Genomic DNA, 18,624 nt, shown 5'->3' with positions numbered 1-18,624 from the left:
ATAATGGGCCGTTCATAGATCCTCTCGCTGACTTATGTCGATCGCGCCCGACTCTGCCCTGATCGAGCTCGATCCGGATCAGGTCGAACTGCTGACCGAAGCGTTCGGCGGCCTCAGCATCGATGACATCCTCCTCGACTACGCAAACTTCCAGCAGCCGCCTTACGCCATGGCTGGGCTTGGATTGGCCATCAGCGTGGTCTGTGGACTCACCTTTTCCAGGCTTGTTCAGAATCGCCTGGATGGCTGGAAGAAAGACCGGCTGTCACTGCTTCCACTTGGCAATGCTGAAACCGTGATGAGCTACACGGGAATCCTGATCGGAGTCACCTTGTTCATCGGTGGATCACTCCAAGTTTTTGGCTTCGCTTCCGGAGCGGCCTATCTCAGCGCCCTGGTGCTATCCATTCTCACTGGAGGAGCACTCTGGGCTCAGCTCGAGCGATTGATGGCCCAGGTGGAGGCTGGAAACTTCAAGGCCGTTGATTTCGACAACTTCGATGAATTCTTCTGACCTCTGCTCCTTGGCGATCCGGAATCAGGCAAACACATAAGCCTCGAGCTGCACATCACCCCGGCGCAGCTTTTCCAAGCCTTCCCTTTCAAGCTTGCGTGTTCGGTCGCGGCTCATTTTCAGCGACTTGGCAATGGCCGTGAGGCTCATCGGGTCTTCACCGTCCATTCCATACCTCATCCGCAGCACCCGTTCCTGCAGTTCTGGCAGCTGCCCCAGCAGATCGCGCAGATCTCCCTTCAGGCATTCACCTTCCACCTGTTCACTCGGCAGTTCTCCATCGCCTGCCAGCAGATCCAGCAATTCGGTGTCATCTCCGTCGCCCACCTTCATCTCAAGGCTCACCGGCTGACGTGCGCGGCACATCAGTTCCTTCACCTCTTCCTCAGGCAGCTCCACAAATCCAGCCAGCTCCGTCACCGATGGCGTGCGACCAAGCTCCTGGCTCAGTTCACGCTGACCTTTCTTCAGCTTGTTCAGCATCTCCGTGATGTGGATCGGCAGACGGATCGTTCTGCTCTTCTCCGCAATCGCACGCGTGATTCCCTGACGGATCCACCAGTACGCGTAGGTGCTGAACTTGTATCCCCTGGTCGGGTCGAACTTCTCCACACCACGCACCAGACCGATCGTTCCCTCCTGGATCAGATCCAGCAGCTCCATGTTCCGCTTGGTGTATTTCTTGGCGACACTCACCACCAAACGCAGGTTCGCTGCCACCATCCGCTCCTTGGCACGGCGACCAGCCTGAAGTTTGCGCTTGAGCTGCACTGCACTCAGACCTGCTGCCTTGGCAAGGTCGGCCGCAGGCACTTTCTCCCCACCGCGCTGATCACTCAGTTCGGCTTCCTGCGCCTCAAGATCCATCAGTTCCTGCACCTGACGACCCAACGTGATTTCCTGCTGATGGCTCAGCAGCGGTACACGGCCGATATCCCGCAGATAGGAGCGCACCAGGTCCGCATCGGGTAGCAGGGACAGGGGCGACATCGACCGATTACGAAACCAATCAGTTTCTTAATTTACCATCGTTTACAGAAGTTCTTAGCTAAGGAGCTCCAGGAAAGTCCAGCGTCAGAGTGAGGACACTCCTTGAGTCCCCTGTGACCTCCGCGACCGCCTGCAGCAAAACCAGCAACGACAGCTGAATGCGCCAGCGAGTTCAGAAACTGATGTCCGCTGCGGGGTACTGCTCACGCCGTCAGGCAGAGGAACTGCTGCGCCAGGGTCGAGTTGGCGTCAACGGAACGATCGCAGCACTTGGAGATCAGGCTGATCCCAAAACGGATCTGATCTGCGTGGATGGAAGACCGCTGTCCATGGTGACGGAGGAGCGTGTCCTGCTGCTCAACAAACCCCCAGGCGTGATCAGCAGCTGCCATGACCCTCAGGGCCGACGGACCGTTCTGGACCTCATCCCCTCGGATCTCAGGCGTGGACTGCACCCGGTTGGACGCCTGGATGCCGACAGCCGTGGGGCTTTGTTGCTCAGCAACCAGGGAGACCTGACACTGCGGCTCACACACCCGCGCTATGCCCACAGCAAGACCTACAAAGTGACGGTGACCGGAACACCGGATCACTCAAAGCTGGAGCAGTGGAGACAGGGCCTTGAGCTGGATGGCTCACATACTCTTCCTGCGGACATCAGGCTGATCCAGAGCCGAAAACGAAACAGCGTGCTGGAGGTGATCCTGCGTGAAGGTCGTAATCGCCAGATCCGGAGGATTGCCTCCCTGCTCGGCCATCCAGTGGTGGACCTGCAACGGATCGCGATCGGTGGACTTGCGCTTGGTTCTACGGCAGAGGGGTGCTGGCGTGAGCTATCCAGGCAAGAATGGCGAAGCCTGATCACCTGTCAGACAGGCGAGGCGTAAACCGGCCATGGCTCTGTTCAAACGTTCCTTTCCATGGCGCTGGCGACCGAGGCGAGCGAATGAATCCAGCGCAACGGATCTCCCATCAAGCACTGAGCCGCTCATCGAGGCAGGGCAGTGTCTAAGACAGCATCGTGAACAACGCGGTCTGAGCCTGAGGGATCTGTCCAGAGAGGTTCGAATCACCACACCGGTGCTGGAAGCACTGGAGAGGGGCTGGTCAGACCGGCTGCCTGAACCGGCTTACCTGGTGGCGATGCTGCAGCGGCTTGAAGAGTATCTCCAGCTCGAACCAGACAGCCTGAGCGGAGCACTGCCTGAAGGTTGTTTTCAGCAGAAGTTGCCCAGAGATCAGCGCCGGACGCGTTTCACGCTTGGAAGCATTGACATCTTCACCACCTGGCAGGGGAGCCTGGTGTACATCGTTGTGATCGCCGCATCCCTGCTCGCGTTGAATCAACAGCAACGGCAACTGGCGATCGACAACACCAAATCCTTCACGCCGGTTCCACTGAATCTGCAGCAGGATTCCGATGCTCTGTTGCAGGGCCTGCGGCCATTGGCTGAGCTCCGATCACGGCTACCGACGGATGCCGTTGCCAAGATCGCAGCCAACCAACCGCTACCGGGTGTTCTTGAAGTCAACCTAACCCAACCGAGCACGTTGACGCTCAGTAGTGAAGGAGGCGACCGCAGTTCACTGAAGGGAGCAACCGGCACGCTCACTTTGCAGCTTTTGCTCCCTCTTCAGCTCACTGTTCAACCGGCACCCGCCGAAGGAAGTGTGCGATGGGACGGAATTCCACAGCAAGCGCTGAACAATCGGCCGGGGGTCTACCGCCTTGACCAGACGTCAGCACGCAATCCATAACCCTGAAGTGCTCCTTCGACCGACTGGTCGAAAACCGGAAGACGCCAGGTCCAATTGCCACCGACGGTTCCAGGTGTATTGAACCTGGCTGCATCGTCGAGATGCAGGAGGTCCTGCAATGGTGCAATCACCATCAGCGCACTTGACGCCAGGCCCAGCTCCAGAAGCTGCCAGCCAGGAGCCTCGACCTGACAATCAAGACAACTGGCAAACCGGGCTCGGGAAGCATCATCCAGCCGTTGCCACCAGCCCAGACTTGTTGGGTTGTCGTGGGTCCCCGGATAGACAACCCATCCGGTGCCTCGGATATTGGACGGCAGATAGGGGTTTCGGGGATTGCCGTCAAAGGCGAACTGAAGCACCTTCATCCCGGGCAGATGAAAGCGATCACGCAAACGCTCCACATCGGGCGTGATCACTCCGAGGTCTTCAGCAACCAGAGGTAGCCGTCCACCTGCATCACGTCGCAGACAGCTGAGCAGTTCACGGCCGGGCGAGCGCCTCCACACACCGTTCATAGCGGTGGTGTCTCCACCCGGAACAGACCAATAGGACGCCAGAGCACGGAAGTGATCCAGCCTCAGCCTGTCGGCCAAATCCCACTGACGTCGAAGACGGTCCCTCCACCAGCGAAATCCTGTTCTGCGATGGCGGGACCAGCTGTAGACAGGTGTTCCCCAGAGCTGCCCGGTCGCTGAAAAATAGTCAGGAGGCACACCACTCTGTTCTCGCAGCCTGCCATCCGCTGCGATTGAGAACAGTGGTCTATGGCTCCAGACATCCGCGCTGTCGCGGGCTACATAGAAGGGGATATCTCCAAGGATGTCGACATCGAGAGCCGTGGCAAGCTCTCGAAGCTGCATCCATTGCCGGCTGAGATGCCACTGCAGCAGTTCCTGCTCGAGAAGTCGGCTCTGATGCTCAAGCCGCCAGTTCCCCAGGGCCTTCTGGTCGTGAACGGCCAGCTCCTGAGGCCACTCCCACCACGGACGTCCATGATTCTGCTCGCGCAGCACCATGAATGTGGCGTGATCAACTAGCCAGCTGGACTGATCCCGTCGCCATCTCTCGAAGGCCGCGCGCCGGGAGCGCGGTTGCTGATCCCAGCAAGCGCTTAAACGCTCTGCCAGTAATGAAGCACGCCTGTTCGCGAGCGGAAAATCAACCTCAGAACCAGCGGATTCTGCGCCTGGAAGCGACTCGAGATCACCGGATTGAAGAAATCCCTGATCGCTGAGATCCCTCGCATCCAGCAGCCAGGGATTGATGGCAAAACTGGAGGGGGAACTGTATGGGGAGCCCGTCCCATCAGGTGGTGAGAGTGGCAACACTTGCCACAGGCCGATGCCGTTGTCCGCCAGAGCCCGGATCCAGGCGCGTGCCGCATCTCCCAGACCACCACAGACCGGAGTACCAGGAAGAGCAGTTGGATGCAGCAGAACGCCAACACGACGTCTTACCAGAGAAGCCCTTGTCACGCGCCACTCGCGTTCTCAGCCAGCGACATCAGGTCAGAACAGGGCTGCATCACCGAGGTCCTGACCATCCATACCGTCGCGAACCACACGTTCAAAAAACTGCTCCAGGGTGTCCGTGCCATAGGAGGGCGTTGCATCACTGTCGTATTGCTGACGCTGTTCGTCCCAGACAAGCATCGACTCACCAGCGTAGTAACGACCGATCTTCCCGAATTCAGCGGTGTCTTCCAGCGAAGGAAACCTTGCGGATAAGAAATCAAGACAACCAACCGGAACATCCATCAGAGCAATTGGCAGCGAAATCATCCAGGGCTTTTTACCCAGAGCCTTGAACAGCATTTCGCCCTGCTGTCGAGCACTCAACGCATCACCTGGACCGCCAATGGGCAGGATCTGATTGATCTTGTCTTGATCCACCAAACAATCACACAGATAAGAGGCCAGATCCGTCTCACTGATCGGCTTGCAACTGGCCAGCTCACCATTGCCGAACATCACGTACGGAGCACCCTTACGACAGCTTTCCACCTGGGCTCCAAGGCTCTTGAAGAACGCAGTCGGGCGCACGATGGAATAGGTCACATCGCTGACCTCCCGAAGTTTGGCTTCCAGCGCAAGCTTCGCTTTCTGAAATTCCAGCAGAGGTTTCTGAACACAGATCGCCGACAGAAGCACGAAATGAGAGAGACCCGCCTTCCGTCCCTGGCGATAGGTGTTGAGCGTGGCCTCGTAATCGATGGCCCAGGAATCCTTGCGACCGCCGGTGCGTGAGGCGAGGCAGCAGATCACCACATCCACTGGCTGATCAAAGGCATTGCAATCCAGGGAGTCTGAATCGGTGACGTCACCGAAACGAACCTCCGCACCTTGGAAGTCGGCCCTCACGCTCTCCCTGTTCTGCCGTCCGCCAACACCGCTTCGCTCACGGGCGAACGCCACAACGTTGTACCCGCGTCTGATCAGCTCCTTCACCACGAAACGACCGATGTATCCAGTCGCTCCAAAGACCACAACACGCACCTTGTCCGGCGAACGGTCACGGAAGTTGTCGTTCAGAAGCATTGGCAGAGGGTCGACACCATCCATTATTCGCTTAGAACCAGGCGAGACTGCAGCTCAGTTCTGGAGGATTCGGCGCAATGAAGGATGAGGGAGCGGCGGGTGATCCTTCCACGAGCCGATGGAAGCGATGGCTCGGGAGCCATCCCTTCCGGACCATCCTGAGAATCGCCGCAGCTTTCGCCGGAGCCAGTCTGATCGCCGGAGGCCTTGGTGTGATCTGGCCGAAACCCGATCCGATGGCTGCGGCACCACCTTCGGCGGATGACCCCACAAGCCTTGCGCCACTTCCCGAACGACCGGTCACGGTGCTCATGGTGGGCATTGATGCCGATGGCATCAATGATCCAAGCAACAGAGCTGCCCCGAAGGGCCCGGCCAATGCCGACAGCCTGATGCTCATTCGAATCAGCGCAGGAAACCCCGTTCAGGTGCTGCAACTGCCCACGGAACTGGCGGTAAATCTGCCTGGGCGCGAAAAACTTCAATCACTGGCTGATGCCTACCCCCTCGGGGGGGTGGCTCTGACCGCCGATGTGATTTCAGAAGTGGTGGGTCTGCCGGAGGGGCAACCGGACCGTTTCGTGGTCATCTCGCGCCAGGCCCTGCGCAATCTGGTGGACGGCCTGGGAGAGGTTGAGGTCACTCTCAATCAGTCCTATGAACACAAGGACTCAGCTCAGAACTACAGCGTGAATCTTCAGGCAGGACGTCAGACATTGAACGGAAGACAGGCTGAGCAGCTGGCCCGCTTCAGGCCGGAGCCCAAGAATGATCAGGCCAGGCGCATCCGGCAGCAAAAGCTCCTGGAAGGGATCCACGATCAACTCAATCAACCGAATGCGATTGCCCTGCTGCCCTCCGTGATTGGAGAAGTGAGCACGCAGATGGAAACCGATCTCACTCCGATGGAGATCATGAGCCTTGCTGCAGCGGCCCTGAGCAGCGATCAGCCACCGGTGATCACCCGGCTGGAACTTGCACCACGCACAGGAGAACAGGTGATGCGGGAACTCAAAGCGAACCAGAAGCTGCCCCTCTGGCCAGCACCCATCGTCGATGCCGCAGACAACTGATCAAACCTCTTGGGTCATCATCCTGACCCTGCAGACATCCACACCAGGGCAGCCCATCGGTTCGTCGTGCAGCGGCATCCCATTCACCGCCGAGCTGCACCAGTCCCAGCAGGGAGAGATTGAGCTCCCGAGCGAAGGCCACGGTCGCAGGAACAATTCCCCCGAAACGGCCATCCGGGCGAGGCTGCGCAAGCATCAGCACTGGAACTCGCCAGGCGGCGAGGGCTTCCATCCAGCTGCCTTGCCCGCTTTCATCAACCCCGACGTCTCCGCTGAGCTTGAGCAGAGTCAGCGCGCTGGACGTGCTGCTTTCTGAGGTGAGTTCACTCAGCAGGGGAGGGGGCGGCAGGATGGAACTCTCCTGCAGCAAGACTGCCCCAGACTCGGCTGCTAGTGATTGACAGGCCGCCGACATCTGCTGCTCCGGCAGGACCCCGGTACCGATGACAACCAGAAGGTTCTGAAACATCTGCGCAGGTTAGAAGGCCCTGTTGAGAAAACGCTCGGGGCAACGGGACCGTGCACCTCTACGATCGGAGAACCAGTTTCTCGTTCGCGGGCATCGTGACCGGATTCCTGACTGCAGCCCGCGCCGAGCAGGAAAAGATCCAGCACGACACCAGGCGTCTGCGACTTTTCACCGGTACCTCCAACCCTGCTCTGTCGCGTGAGATCGCTGCATATCTTGGTGTGCCTGATGGTCCGAGAGTCTGCAAACGCTTTGCCGACGGCGAGCTCTACGTGCAGATCCAGGAATCAATCCGTGGCTGTGACGTCTTTCTGATCCAGCCCACGTGTGCTCCCGTGAACGATCACCTCATGGAGCTGCTGATCATGGTCGACGCCTGTCGACGAGCATCTGCACGCCAGGTCACAGCTGTCGTTCCGTACTACGGCTATGCCCGCGCAGACCGAAAAACGGCCGGACGTGAATCGATCACTGCGAAACTGACTGCCAACCTGCTTGTCACCTCCGGGGTCGACCGTGTTCTGGCCATGGATCTCCATTCCGCCCAGATCCAGGGCTATTTCGACATTCCCTGCGATCACATCTACGGATCGCCTGTCCTCGTGGATTACCTGTCCGATCAGGATCTTGGAGAGGTGGTGGTGGTATCGCCCGACGTAGGTGGTGTGGCACGAGCCAGAGCCTTTGCCAAACAGATGAACGATGCGCCTCTGGCGATCATCGACAAGCGCAGAACAGGTCACAACATGGCTGAAAGCCTCACTGTGATTGGCGACGTGCAAGACAAGACAGCCATTCTCATCGACGACATGATCGACACCGGCGGCACAATCTGTGCAGGCGCACGCCTGTTGCGTGAGAAGGGCGCGCATCGAGTGATCGCCTGCGCCACCCATGCCGTTTTCTCACCTCCAGCGGCGGAGCGTCTTCGTGCCGACGGCCTGTTTGAGCAGGTGGTGGTGACCAACTCGATTCCAATCCCTTCAGACCGTGTGTTCCCTCAGCTGCAGGTGTTGTCGGTCGCCAACATGCTGGGGGAAGCGATCTGGCGCATTCATGAAGAGAGCTCCGTCAGCTCGATGTTCCGCTGAGCCGTCTGCACCCAGCCAAAGGCTGCTTCGCCGTGACGCGGCATTGGTGTTGGCCGCTGTGCTGGGCCTCTTCGCATCAGCTCCGGCATCAGCCCAGCTTCCCTCGGTTCAGCCCAGACGCACGTTGGGGGTTTGGCTGACCAACAGCCCGAGCCGTCTTTACTACGACCGCAAGGTGCTCATCCAGGCAATGGATGAACTCAAAGCTGCTGGATTCAATGCGGTTTATCCCAACGTGTGGAGTCGCGGCACCACATTTCATCGCAGCCAGTTCGCACCGGTTGAGCCAGCATTGAAAAAGGCTGGGCTGAAACTCGACCCCATCTGCACACTGAGTCAGCAGGCCCGCCTGCGTGGAATCAAGGTCATCCCATGGTTTGAATACGGATTGATGGAGCCGGCTGATTCGACGATCGTGCGTCAACAGCCTGAGTGGGTCTTAGCTCGAGCTGACGGCAACACCGTCATGACCATGCACGGCAAGAAAATGGTGTGGCTTAACCCCGCCCATCCCGAAGTACGCGAACGTTTCATCGGCCTGGTGGTGGAAGTGATGAAACGCTGCCGGATGGATGGCCTCCAGCTGGATGACCACTTCGCATGGCCGGTTGAACTGGGATATGACCTGTTCACCTCTGCTTTGTATGAAACGCAGACCGGGTCGCCGCCGCCGAAGGATCACACCAATCGCTACTGGATGACCTGGAGGCGTCGTCAACTGACAGGCCTGTTGAGGGAACTGAGAGAACGATTGGAGAATGAATCACTGCCGAATCGCATCAGCCTCTCTCCCGGTCCTTTTCGATTTGCCTACAATCACTGGCTGCAGGACTGGGAGCTCTGGGCTGTGGGCGAACTGATTGATGATCTTGTTGTGCAGAACTATGCCTATTCACTCAAGGGCTTTGCCAAGGATCTGAATCAACCCGCACTCCGCAAGGCACGACAGTGGGGCTTGCCTGTGCAGATCGGAGTTCTTGCTGGTTTTGGAAAAAGAACCACACCAATCCCCGTTCTCGCGGAGAAAAAGCGACTCAGTAATGAACAAGGTTATGGTGTGATTTATTTTTACTGGGAAGGTCTGTGGGGAATGCACAGCGGGAAAGAAGGTTCAGCTTATCGCCGGAAAGCATTGCAAAAACTGGGCCAAGGGAACCACTAATGATCAGTTCAGCAAGAACAAGATCACGACATCCTGAAAGCACCAGAAGGCAAGAACACAAAGACAAGACAGCCAGAAGAGTTGACCGGTGAAGTGAAGCAATCGTGTGGATGATCTGTTGAACAGTCACTGACCAGAATCTGGAGAGCAAGCCAGAATTTCACAGATTCTGAAAAGGCGAACATCCTCGACATCGGTTCACAAGCAAAGGCGCCGTCACCATTTCACGAAATCGTCAGAGTCAGCTGGTTTCTTGGTATTTCTTGCAAGCTGTTGATTCGTCATCGCTCCAAACGTCGACCGCTGAAGGCCTTTTTCTGATCAACTACAGCAGAAAAGATGGTTGCAATCATTGGAATCCATGGCACCTTTAGATCATCCATTCCTCGCTAAAACAATGCTTACCGGTGCAGACCTCCTCACAAAAGTCAAGGAACTGGGAGATGTCTCCAAAACTGACCTGGCAACTGCTTGCGGTTATGTCTCGAAAAAGAAAGACGGCTCAGACCGAGTGAATTTCACAGCCTTCTATGAGGCCCTTCTCAATGCCAAAGGCATCGAACTTGGTGGTGGTTCAGCCGGCATTGGCAAAGGTGGTCGCAAACTGAGCTATACCGCGAAGGTGCAAGGCAACGGCAATCTGCTTGTCGGCAAGGCCTACACCGCCATGCTCGATCTCAATCCCGGTGACGAATTCGAAATCAAGCTCGGCAAAAAAGCGATTCGACTGATTCCTGTGGGAAGCGAAGAAGAAGGCGAAGAGTGATAAGACCAAAAATTTCCATTTTCGGATGAATCACTGTCAGGCAGGGTCTTGAACAGCCCTGCCTTTTCTATTGACTTCAATCAACGTTAGCAGTTCAGATCTTGCGTTGCATGACGCATCGCATTCAACATCTGCAACGATCAGAGCATTGTGCAGAAACTCAAAGAAATTGATGACGACCTGTCTGCTTGGTTAAGCCGATCAGAATGATCGACATCGAAACAATTTTCTCACGGGGTTCACGATTGATCTGCTTGCTGTGACAAGGATGAATCCGAGCGGCAGATCTGTATCGAAGCAACCATGTTGCACATTTGCAGATTTGCTTGGTTGGCGTAAGCCTTAGCCTCATGGCATGTCGAACCCGGCCCTGATCGTCAGAAAACTCGTCACGGAGCTTCGCGATGAAATGTCCGATGCCGCGAGGGAGCTGCGTAACAGGTCGTCCTGGGATCTTCAGTGTCCAGTGATTGTCATTGATGCAAGAAAAATTCCCAGGCGTGTCCTGAAGACCTCTGTGCGAGGGCTCACGGGAACCATCACAACAAGCAATGTCATCGACAATCCGCTGCTGAGATCGTTTCTGAGGCGCGTCAGGAAGGTCGGGATCGAAGCTGCTCATGAGGAATGCAGGAACAGTTCAGACTCCGACTCCGAACGAGTCTTCATGCTCTGGGAGCGCTACAGCGAGGAGCGTCACGGTCAGGGAATGGCTGTTTGGTCCTACTCCGATGCAGCGAAATTCGCTCTCAAATCAAAACAGTGTTTCGAACAAGGAGAGATTGCCTGCGTCGCCATCACTGAGGGCAGTCATGGGAATGATCACGGTGTTCTGACTTTTTCGGTGAATTCCAGCTGGCTCAGCTGAAACCATCGACATCACAAGGCGGAAGGCTCTTTCAGGAGAGAATTGAACAAACTCGGCAGACTTGAATCAGCCAGGAGCACACATGTCACCCAATCGAGCCCGTCTGGACGTGATGGTTTCTGAGTGCAGGGAGACATTCGTTGAGGCCGCGATCAGACTCAAAGCATCCGACTCATGGGATTTCTCATGTCCATGCGTCGTTCTCGATGGTCGATCGGATCAGGTCAAGGCCGTGGTGGTCGGAGTTGGAAGCATCGGCAACCTTGTGCCGACATCTGCAGCAATCGATAGCCCTGAGGTCAAGGAATGGCTGCGTATCGCCTCAGAGAAAAGCCCTGAAGTGGCATTCGCCGAAATGCTGAATGGCGACGAGGATCGTGCCCGTCGATTCAACGAGGCCTACGAACGGCTGATTGAGGAGCGCCAGACCGGAATCAAAGGACTCTGGTCTGCAGACGATCTCTCGTCATTTGTGTCCAAAAGTCGAGCAGCCTTTCCAAACGCACTCAGTGCGGTGGCTCTGTTACCCGGTCAGGAGGGTCAAAGCCACAGCATCCTGATGTTCGAAAGCGATATCTCGTCTCTTCTCAACTGAAAGACAATGGAGTCTCAAACCTGCATCAGCAGCTTCGATAAGGACTGAATTCCTTGAAAACAGCTTCTGCTTCGTGGAAATCCTGATCCTCTCTCAGAACGTAGAGGTGAGCTTTCCACCATTCCCAGGTGTCTTCATGGATATCTTTTTGCAGGAGATCCTCCAGAACTTCGTTGCTCATGCCTCCCTGACGCGAATGCTCGCAACCTAGAGAGCAGGATCTGCGAGTCAATTCAGTTTCACAGGGCGTAATGAGTCGATGGAGGGAAACTCGTTACCGGGCAATATCTGCGTTGAATGAAAGAGTCATGCCTTGTAGAGGCTGACACACAGACGAAGTGCAAGAACGGCAACGTTGATCGCAATGATGAGTGCGATGCAGATCTCCAGGTTGGTGAGGGAGCTCTCCATGTTGTTGACCTAGTGACGTTCATTATTCCGTGATCAGCCCTGAAACGTGAGCGATCCAAGAACTTGTCGCACGCCGGCAACAACACCTTGATCTGTGCAGGGTTCAGGCTTCCATCAACGTCACCACTTCGCGGGTGTTTGTCGACAGGTCAGCGGAAGCGAGAGTCGCCAAGGCCCGTTTGACCGCAGCCTGGCGATCGCTTCCATAGGTTCGCCAGCGACTGAAGACCTTCGCGAGCCGAGACGCTGTGATGGCATTGCGCTGATCGACTGCAATGATCTGCTCGGCCATGAACTGATATCCACTGCCATCAAGGGCATGGAAAACACGGGGGTTGGCCACAAGTCCACCCAGCACGGCACGAACGGAATTGGGCGCCATCGGGTCGAAACGGGGATGTTCCAGCAGCGCTGCAACACGCTCGAGAGCATCAGCGCGAGGAGTGGAGGCTTCCAGCGAAAACCAGGTGTCAAAAATCACCGGGCGATCCTGCCAGCGATCATGGAAAGAGCGCAGCGCCTGATCACGCTCCTCACAGTCGATCGGCTGAAGCGCCCTCAAACCTCCCCGAGCGAGAGTCATGGATGGGCCTTGCACCGCTTCAGAAGCTTCCGCACGCGCTTTCGGATCACCGGCAGCAGCGAGCCAGCTCCAGATCAAACCCGTGAGCTGACGCTCACCCTGGCCTGCGGGCCAGGACTGATCCAGTCGGGCCGCGACGCCATCCAGCCGGATCCTCAGCCTGGTTGCCAATCTGGATCCCAACTGCTCTCGCAGTTCACAGGCAGCACGCTCAAGAGAGGGAGGATCGGCTTCAGCCTGCAGCGACTCAAGCTCAGCTGCACCGGGGAAGGCCAGCATGGTGGCGAGCACAGCAGGATCCTGTTCGCCACTGTCTGAAAGAAGCTGCTGGAGAGCATCCAGCATCCGCAATTCCAGTTCAACTTCGGGAGTCGCCGCTGCACGGGCCAAAAGCAGTCTCTTCCAAAGTTGCTGTCCGGCATCCCAGCGAGCGAAGGCATCGCTGTCTCCTGCAAACAGGACAAACAGATCATCAACATCCTGACCTGCATCCCAGGTCACAGGAGCGGAAAACCGACGAAACAGCGAAAGAACCGGAGGCTGCGAGGTTCCTGGCAAACCCTCGAGCACCACAGTCTTCTCATCCTGATCGAGCACCATCAGCTGCTCATCTCCAGGGGATCCATCCGGCTTCAGGACAGCCCACAGAACCGGAATGACCAGCGCCTGCTTCCGCTCCTGACCGGGAGTGGGTGAAGTGAACTGCTTCAGCGTCAGACGCAGTCGCCCGGTTTCAGCATCCCAGAGCGAATTCACCTCTACATGAGGCGTACCAGCCTGGTGATACCAGAGGCGAAATTGTTCGACATCGAACCCGAGGGGCTGACCATCTGCACCGGCACCATCCACAATCGCTGCGACGAAATCTTCTGTGGTGGCGGCTTCTCCGTCGTGACGCTTGAAAAACAAGGTCATTCCACGCATGAAACGCTCCGTACCCAGCAGAGTTCGCAACATGCGGATCAATTCCGCTCCTTTTTCATAAATCGTGGTTGTGTAGAAATTATCAATGGCCTGGTAAGAATCCGGTTTCACCGGATGGGCAGTTGGACCTGCATCTTCGCGAAATTGTGTATTACGAAGCATCGCCGCATCTTCAATCCTCTTCAACGGTTCGGAATGAAGATCTGCGGTGAAACATTGATCACGAAATACCGTAAGACCTTCTTTCAACGACAACTGGAACCAGTCCCGGCAGGTGATTCGATTTCCAGACCAGTTATGAAAATATTCATGGCCAACAACGCTTTCAATTCTCTCCAATTCTCCGTCTGTGGCTGATTCAGCATCAGCCAGAACCAGCTTTGAATTAAAAATATTGAGGCTTTTATTCTCCATGGCGCCCATATTGAAGTGGCGCACTGCGACGGTGTTGAACTCGTCAAGGTCATATTCGAGCCCATACACCGACTCATCCCATTGCATGGAACGTTTCAGGGACTGCATCGCGTGCGCCGTAAAAGGCTCATCTCCAGCTTCCACGTGCAGACGCAGCCTCACCTCTCGTCCTGAGGCCGTCACATAACTGTCTTTGATCTCGCGCAGATCACCCGCCACGAGAGCAAACAGATACGAGGGCTTGGGAAAGGGATCTTCCCAGACGACTTCGTGACGAGAGGAATTGTCGGGCAAGATGGATGTCATGACTTCATTTCCGTTGGAAAGAAGCACTGGAAAACGTTCGCGATCCGCCTCAATACGCACGCGATAACGACTCAGCACATCGGGACGATCGGGATGAAAGGTGATCCGACGAAACCCTTCTGCTTCACATTGGGTTGTAAGCATTCCACCGCTTTCGTATAAACCTTCGAGAGAGGTATTCGCCTTTGGATCGAGGTGACTGACAGTGGTCAACGTGAACGGCTTGGTCGGTGGTTCCGAAATCACAAGCTCTTCATCATTCAGCTGATAAGCGCTGGTATCCAGAGGCTTCCCGTCAAGAGCGATTGAAACCAATTCAAGATCAACACCGCGCAAAACCAGTGGAACGGCTGTCTCACAATCAGAAGGTTCCAGGTGCAGTTCAGCCGTCACCTGAACAGAGTCCGGCCGAAGCACCACCACATTCAGCTCAACCCGCGGGATCGCAAAAGGGAAAGGCCTGTAATCAGACAGACGCTTGGGAGGAGCAACGCCCGCCCAGCCGATGGTTGACTGAGTGGATGCAGTGGAAAGCATGAACATCTCTTGCTTGTGTAATCTTCGCTCGCATCACGAACGAAAGCTGGGAGGGAAAACCCACAGCCCAACCACAAAATGATATCCAGAAGGCTTGGGCGGATGAGACGCGCAGAGATTTCAGGCGGAGATAAACAAAAGAATGCCAATGAACAGATGAAAAGTCCTCAGCCAAAGAATATCTTCCAATGAAACCCGGCGAAAAATTGGATTCAGAAAAAATTAAACTCTTCCTGAATAACCAAATAAATTAATTAATAAATAAAACCTTTTGTCTGCGTATTAACTGATAGGACTCTCAACAAAGCTCTGAGGAGCTGACCCGCTCTTCACCAAAAGGTTCTGAGCTAGTCAGCTTGAAAATGAATTAACTACCAGACTGCGATTTCAGAAGCTTTTCAGCTTTAGTTACCTCTTTTTTATAGTCTTGAGGCAACTCTTTACCGCATCGAATACCAACAACCGGTAAGAGTTGCATTGCCAAGCCATTGGCAATTTCTTCAGGGGCTAACGCCTGACCGTTCTTTACACCAACGATTTTTGAACCATTCACTTCCTTGATGTAGCTCACCATGGGGACCATATTTGCCTGCATGGCTGTGACAAACGGAACCTTGCTTTTTGACAAAATGCACATATTGATCGAGGCGACCGAAACCATCCGCTCGATTTCCACCGCGGTGGCAGGGGTCGTCGCTCCACCACCAGCACCTTGCGCGAATGCAACTGAAGTATTGAGAGGCAGCGCTGCAATTAGCAGAAGGGGTTTGAACGCCTGCTGAAGACTGGGACGGGGGATACGCACTGACAGACTTTTGGGAGCGCCACCATGCTGCCTTATCCCAGCAGAAAATGGCCAGAAACTTGTTGCGACAAGATCCATCTCTGACACAAAGCGGAGCAACTTGAATTCTTGATACTGCACTGACTCAAGGCTGCACTGCAATTGAAAGATTGTTGCTCCACAGCAAATAAGTCGTTTGTCAATGCCGGAAGGCGAGGCAGCTCACTCAGAATCAATCGGTGCTGAAGCATCTTCAACACGAGTTTCATGGTGATGTTCCACGATCTCAAGGTCACCTTTCTGCCAGCTGTAGATCGCCCGCGACCGGAAACGATCCTGATCGATCAGACGCGTGTATTCCTGAACATCCCAGTCAAGGAAATGCGATTCAAACACCACCTCATGCTCATCCACCTGGCGGATACGAGTGCGTGACTCGACCTCTTCGAGGTACGCACGGCTCCGCAGCAACTGGTGCCCCATCAACGTCGCTTCCATCACGCCTTCACGCTGATAACGGGGCTTGCGATCAAAGAAATCAGTTTCGTGTTCAGGCCACCAGCTCATGCGGTAGTGAGGCTTGCCGATCCGAGACTCTGCGAAGATCTCAACCCGGATCATCATGTCCAGGAAAAGAGCCTCCTCATTCTTGAAGACATATTGACGTCGGGAGCGCCACAAGCCCAGGTTGCGCGCGAACCAACGCCTGAGATTGCTGTCCAGATAAACCCGTTGTGAAGCCGGGGACTCACCATCCGGGGGTGGAGCACCACGGCGTTCAACAGGAAGAAGGGCCATGAAGAGTCCTGACTGACAACAGTCTGTTCAAAATCGTCTTAGCGGTTCTGCTGAGCTTTGCAAAAACCCATAAGGTGAGGCTCATCTTTTGGAGCAACACCTGGTGGGCGGGATCGATCCCACACCACGTCAGCAGCTGACTCTGCTCCTTGTCGCAGGTCGTCACCATCTCTCAAGCGGTGATCTGCGTTCGCTGATCCAGTTCCTGGAACAGGAGGACTGCGGTTTTGACGTGACACTCCAGGTGGCTGATCCTGTTGAGCACCCGGAACTGCTGGAGCTTCACCGACTCGTTGTAACACCAGCCCTGGTGAAGTTGCAGCCCATGCCGAAGCAGGTTTTCGCGGGCAGCAGCATTTTCCAGCAGCTGCGTGGCTGGGTCCCCAGATGGCAGCAAGATGAAGTGGTGAGCGGCCTGGGCCTGAGCCTGAAGCCCACGGAGCTGGATGGAAGCCGTACGCAGCGCGAACTTCAACTGGAGGACCAGCTACTGGTTCTCCGCCAGGAAAATGAAACGCTGATTGACCGACTGCAATCCCAGGAACGCCTGCTGAGAATGGTGGCCCACGAACTGCGCACCCCGCTCACGGCGGCCACACTGGCACTGCAGAGTCAGCAACTAGGCCAGATCGATCTCAATCGTTTCCGCGATGTGCTGAAACGGCGCCTCGATGAAATCGCAGCTCTTTCCAAGGATCTCCTGGAGGTTGGCAGCACGCGCTGGGAAGCTCTGTTTAATCCTCAAAGACTGGATCTGGCCAGCGTTGCCGCAGAGGCGATTCTTGAACTGGAAAAGCTCTGGCTTGGAAGGGATGTCACCATTCACACCGATATCCCAGCCGATCTGCCACTCGTCTTCGCCGACCAACGGCGCATGCGACAGGTGCTGCTCAATCTTCTGGAAAACGCACTCAAATACACCCAGGATGGGGGCACGATTTCACTTGCCATGGTGCATCGCACCAGTCAGTGGGTTCAGGTGAGTGTGAGCGACAGCGGCCCGGGGATCCCCGAGGCCGAACAGCAACGCATCTTTCTCGACCGAGTGCGTCTGCCGCAGACCTCAGGCGGAACATCGGGCTTCGGAGTAGGGCTCTCGGTCTGCCGCAGAATCGTTGAAGTTCATGGCGGACGCATCTGGGTTGTCTCTGAACCAGGGAAGGGAGCCTGCTTCACCTTCAATGTCCCCGTCTGGCAGGGTCAGGGGCAGGAGAGATTGGCCGCTGCCTTGACGGAGGGTCAGTCGGAACCGTAATTTCATTCGGTGCCCGGGAGTACACCTGAGAGCACGGCCTCGCCCCCATCGTCTAGAGGCCTAGGACACCTCCCTTTCACGGAGGCGACAGGGGTTCGAATCCCCTTGGGGGTATTGATTGTTGGCCTTTCAGGGGCACCAAATTGCTCTGTTGAATGTTTTTTTATGACAATTGATAATTAACTGGCAAGCTCATTCCACACCTGCAAACTAAGAAAATTCAGGAAGATTTGCTCAATCCTCAGTGAACCGTCGAATGGTTTCTTCCTCAACAGCGAGGAGATTGTCATTGAGATCCTGCTGAAGCCGTTGTTCGATCAGAGCCACAGGCATACCTAAACAGCCCTGAACAGTGAGTTCATAAAAAACAAGTGTTTGATCCGGAACAGCCTGGAGTCGCCAGGCACCCTCGAAACGCCGGAAATCTCCTTTGAGCATTCTGAACTGGAGCAATCCCTCAGGACGGTGCTCGGTGAGTTCAAGCTTCACTTCTGCAGAGAATTTCAGGCCTAACACAAGCTGCTGACTGCCGATCTGGGCAAGGGTGACCTGATTGCCGGACCGTTCAATCAGCTTGCTGCTGCTGAGATTGGGTATGAAGTCACTGAGCCCTTCGTAATCAGTCAGCACCTGCCAGAGGTGATCAACTGTCTGATCGGTACGCAGTTGAACTGCCAAACGACGCACCCCTTGAGGCAGACGCTCAATGGTCTGCTCAATCGTCTGATGACGACCTCTGGTGGAGCGCTGAAGAGTCGTCAAGGAAATGGCGAAATCAACCAGTGA

At 55.8% G+C, this 18,624-nt stretch carries 20 protein-coding genes and 1 tRNA gene; 11 read left to right on the top strand and 10 right to left on the bottom strand.

Annotation, left to right across the window (positions count from 1 at the left end; all coding sequences use genetic code 11):
- Nucleotides 1–34: 34 nt before the first annotated feature.
- Entirely contained in the window at nt 35–514 is a 480-nt protein-coding gene (locus tag SIB56_RS02135) for a hypothetical protein (protein ID WP_413324969.1), read from the top strand.
- A gap of 24 nt (nt 515–538) precedes the next feature.
- Here SIB56_RS02135 and SIB56_RS02130 read toward each other — a convergent pair whose 3' ends face one another.
- Nucleotides 539–1,504 (bottom strand): RpoD/SigA family RNA polymerase sigma factor, encoded by a 966-nt coding sequence (locus tag SIB56_RS02130; protein WP_413324968.1) that lies wholly within the window; start codon nt 1,502–1,504, stop codon nt 539–541.
- Between the two features lie 158 nt (nt 1,505–1,662).
- Between SIB56_RS02130 and SIB56_RS02125 the strand changes: the two genes are divergently transcribed.
- Nucleotides 1,663–2,391: a pseudouridine synthase gene (locus SIB56_RS02125; protein ID WP_413324967.1), complete on the top strand. Its 729-nt coding sequence runs from the start codon at nt 1,663–1,665 to the stop codon at nt 2,389–2,391.
- 7 nt (nt 2,392–2,398) lie between these two features.
- Nucleotides 2,399–3,262, top strand: a complete 864-nt coding sequence (locus SIB56_RS02120) for a helix-turn-helix domain-containing protein (RefSeq protein WP_413324966.1) — start codon at nt 2,399–2,401, stop codon at nt 3,260–3,262.
- On the opposite strand, the gene malQ is transcribed toward SIB56_RS02120, so the two are convergent.
- On the bottom strand, nt 3,226–4,740 hold the full coding sequence (gene malQ, locus SIB56_RS02115) for a 4-alpha-glucanotransferase (protein ID WP_413324965.1): 1,515 nt from the start codon (nt 4,738–4,740) through the stop codon (nt 3,226–3,228). The two genes, SIB56_RS02120 and malQ, sit on opposite strands and share 37 nt — an antisense overlap.
- Before the next feature lie 33 nt (nt 4,741–4,773).
- The gene (locus SIB56_RS02110; RefSeq protein WP_413324964.1) at nt 4,774–5,802 is read right to left on the bottom strand and encodes an NAD(P)-dependent oxidoreductase; all 1,029 of its coding nucleotides are present in this window, start codon (nt 5,800–5,802) and stop codon (nt 4,774–4,776) included.
- 77 nt (nt 5,803–5,879) lie between these two features.
- Between SIB56_RS02110 and SIB56_RS02105 the strand changes: the two genes are divergently transcribed.
- A complete protein-coding gene (locus SIB56_RS02105) occupies nt 5,880–6,875 on the top strand; it encodes an LCP family protein (protein WP_413324963.1) in 996 nt (331 codons plus the stop codon).
- On the opposite strand, the gene SIB56_RS02100 is transcribed toward SIB56_RS02105, so the two are convergent.
- The gene (locus SIB56_RS02100; protein WP_413324962.1) at nt 6,814–7,344 is read right to left on the bottom strand and encodes a hypothetical protein; all 531 of its coding nucleotides are present in this window, start codon (nt 7,342–7,344) and stop codon (nt 6,814–6,816) included. The genes SIB56_RS02105 and SIB56_RS02100 overlap by 62 nt on opposite strands.
- A gap of 95 nt (nt 7,345–7,439) precedes the next feature.
- On the opposite strand from SIB56_RS02100, the gene SIB56_RS02095 reads away from it, so the two are divergent.
- From SIB56_RS02095 to SIB56_RS02075, 5 genes are all read left to right on the top strand, one after another.
- Nucleotides 7,440–8,435, top strand: coding sequence for a ribose-phosphate pyrophosphokinase (locus SIB56_RS02095; protein WP_413327043.1), 996 nt, complete (start codon nt 7,440–7,442; stop codon nt 8,433–8,435).
- Nucleotides 8,401–9,597, top strand: coding sequence for a glycoside hydrolase family 10 protein (locus SIB56_RS02090; protein WP_413324961.1), 1,197 nt, complete (start codon nt 8,401–8,403; stop codon nt 9,595–9,597). The genes SIB56_RS02095 and SIB56_RS02090 overlap by 35 nt, the downstream gene beginning before the upstream one ends.
- A 397-nt stretch (nt 9,598–9,994) precedes the next feature.
- Nucleotides 9,995–10,363, top strand: a complete 369-nt coding sequence (locus tag SIB56_RS02085; protein WP_413324960.1) for an AbrB family transcriptional regulator — start codon at nt 9,995–9,997, stop codon at nt 10,361–10,363.
- 355 nt (nt 10,364–10,718) lie between these two features.
- Entirely contained in the window at nt 10,719–11,231 is a 513-nt protein-coding gene (locus SIB56_RS02080) for a hypothetical protein (RefSeq protein ID WP_413324959.1), read from the top strand.
- A gap of 82 nt (nt 11,232–11,313) precedes the next feature.
- A complete protein-coding gene (locus tag SIB56_RS02075) occupies nt 11,314–11,826 on the top strand; it encodes a hypothetical protein (protein WP_413324958.1) in 513 nt (170 codons plus the stop codon).
- A 25-nt stretch (nt 11,827–11,851) separates the two neighbouring features.
- Here SIB56_RS02075 and SIB56_RS02070 read toward each other — a convergent pair whose 3' ends face one another.
- The 5 genes from SIB56_RS02070 to SIB56_RS02050 all read right to left on the bottom strand — a co-directional run bounded on the left by SIB56_RS02070 (nt 11,852) and on the right by SIB56_RS02050 (nt 16,583).
- Complete coding sequence (locus SIB56_RS02070) at nt 11,852–12,007, bottom strand: hypothetical protein (RefSeq protein ID WP_413324957.1); 156 nt, start codon at nt 12,005–12,007, stop codon at nt 11,852–11,854.
- A gap of 125 nt (nt 12,008–12,132) precedes the next feature.
- Nucleotides 12,133–12,237 carry a photosystem I reaction center subunit XII gene (psaM, locus tag SIB56_RS02065; protein WP_413324956.1) on the bottom strand — a complete coding sequence of 35 codons (105 nt, stop codon included), beginning with the start codon at nt 12,235–12,237 and terminating at the stop codon, nt 12,133–12,135.
- Nucleotides 12,238–12,340: 103 nt separating this feature from the next.
- On the bottom strand, nt 12,341–15,001 hold the full coding sequence (pepN, locus tag SIB56_RS02060; protein ID WP_413324955.1) for an aminopeptidase N: 2,661 nt from the start codon (nt 14,999–15,001) through the stop codon (nt 12,341–12,343).
- Nucleotides 15,002–15,368: 367 nt separating this feature from the next.
- Nucleotides 15,369–15,884, bottom strand: a complete 516-nt coding sequence (locus SIB56_RS02055) for a hypothetical protein (RefSeq protein WP_413324954.1) — start codon at nt 15,882–15,884, stop codon at nt 15,369–15,371.
- A 123-nt stretch (nt 15,885–16,007) separates the two neighbouring features.
- Nucleotides 16,008–16,583, bottom strand: coding sequence for a hypothetical protein (locus SIB56_RS02050; protein WP_413324953.1), 576 nt, complete (start codon nt 16,581–16,583; stop codon nt 16,008–16,010).
- Nucleotides 16,584–16,686: 103 nt separating this feature from the next.
- Between SIB56_RS02050 and SIB56_RS02045 the strand changes: the two genes are divergently transcribed.
- Nucleotides 16,687–17,838, top strand: a complete 1,152-nt coding sequence (locus SIB56_RS02045) for a histidine kinase (protein ID WP_413324951.1) — start codon at nt 16,687–16,689, stop codon at nt 17,836–17,838.
- A 41-nt stretch (nt 17,839–17,879) separates the two neighbouring features.
- Nucleotides 17,880–17,952 (top strand) — tRNA-Glu (locus tag SIB56_RS02040).
- 120 nt (nt 17,953–18,072) lie between these two features.
- Here the strand turns inward: SIB56_RS02040 and SIB56_RS02035 are convergent.
- The gene (locus SIB56_RS02035; protein ID WP_413324950.1) at nt 18,073–18,600 is read right to left on the bottom strand and encodes an SRPBCC family protein; all 528 of its coding nucleotides are present in this window, start codon (nt 18,598–18,600) and stop codon (nt 18,073–18,075) included.
- Nucleotides 18,601–18,624: the final 24 nt, after the last annotated feature.

It is taken from the genome of Synechococcus sp. MIT S9503, from assembly GCF_047304175.1.
Classification (GTDB): domain Bacteria; phylum Cyanobacteriota; class Cyanobacteriia; order PCC-6307; family Cyanobiaceae; genus Synechococcus_C.
The sequence above is the reverse complement of the archived record's forward strand: the minus strand, read 5'-3'. Positions and strand labels throughout refer to the sequence as shown.

Coding starts and splice junctions, on each gene's coding strand:
- SIB56_RS02135 (WP_413324969.1), top strand. CDS start 35: ATGTCGATCGCGCCCGACTCTGCCCTGATCGAGCTCGATCCGGATCAG.
- SIB56_RS02130 (WP_413324968.1), bottom strand. CDS start 1,504: ATGTCGCCCCTGTCCCTGCTACCCGATGCGGACCTGGTGCGCTCCTAT.
- SIB56_RS02125 (WP_413324967.1), top strand. CDS start 1,663: ATGCGCCAGCGAGTTCAGAAACTGATGTCCGCTGCGGGGTACTGCTCA.
- SIB56_RS02120 (WP_413324966.1), top strand. CDS start 2,399: ATGGCTCTGTTCAAACGTTCCTTTCCATGGCGCTGGCGACCGAGGCGA.
- SIB56_RS02110 (WP_413324964.1), bottom strand. CDS start 5,802: ATGCTTCTGAACGACAACTTCCGTGACCGTTCGCCGGACAAGGTGCGT.
- SIB56_RS02105 (WP_413324963.1), top strand. CDS start 5,880: ATGAAGGATGAGGGAGCGGCGGGTGATCCTTCCACGAGCCGATGGAAG.
- SIB56_RS02100 (WP_413324962.1), bottom strand. CDS start 7,344: ATGTTTCAGAACCTTCTGGTTGTCATCGGTACCGGGGTCCTGCCGGAG.
- SIB56_RS02090 (WP_413324961.1), top strand. CDS start 8,401: ATGAAGAGAGCTCCGTCAGCTCGATGTTCCGCTGAGCCGTCTGCACCC.
- SIB56_RS02085 (WP_413324960.1), top strand. CDS start 9,995: ATGCTTACCGGTGCAGACCTCCTCACAAAAGTCAAGGAACTGGGAGAT.
- SIB56_RS02080 (WP_413324959.1), top strand. CDS start 10,719: ATGTCGAACCCGGCCCTGATCGTCAGAAAACTCGTCACGGAGCTTCGC.
- SIB56_RS02075 (WP_413324958.1), top strand. CDS start 11,314: ATGTCACCCAATCGAGCCCGTCTGGACGTGATGGTTTCTGAGTGCAGG.
- SIB56_RS02070 (WP_413324957.1), bottom strand. CDS start 12,007: ATGAGCAACGAAGTTCTGGAGGATCTCCTGCAAAAAGATATCCATGAA.
- psaM (WP_413324956.1), bottom strand. CDS start 12,237: ATGGAGAGCTCCCTCACCAACCTGGAGATCTGCATCGCACTCATCATT.
- pepN (WP_413324955.1), bottom strand. CDS start 15,001: ATGCTTTCCACTGCATCCACTCAGTCAACCATCGGCTGGGCGGGCGTT.
- SIB56_RS02055 (WP_413324954.1), bottom strand. CDS start 15,884: ATGGATCTTGTCGCAACAAGTTTCTGGCCATTTTCTGCTGGGATAAGG.
- SIB56_RS02050 (WP_413324953.1), bottom strand. CDS start 16,583: ATGGCCCTTCTTCCTGTTGAACGCCGTGGTGCTCCACCCCCGGATGGT.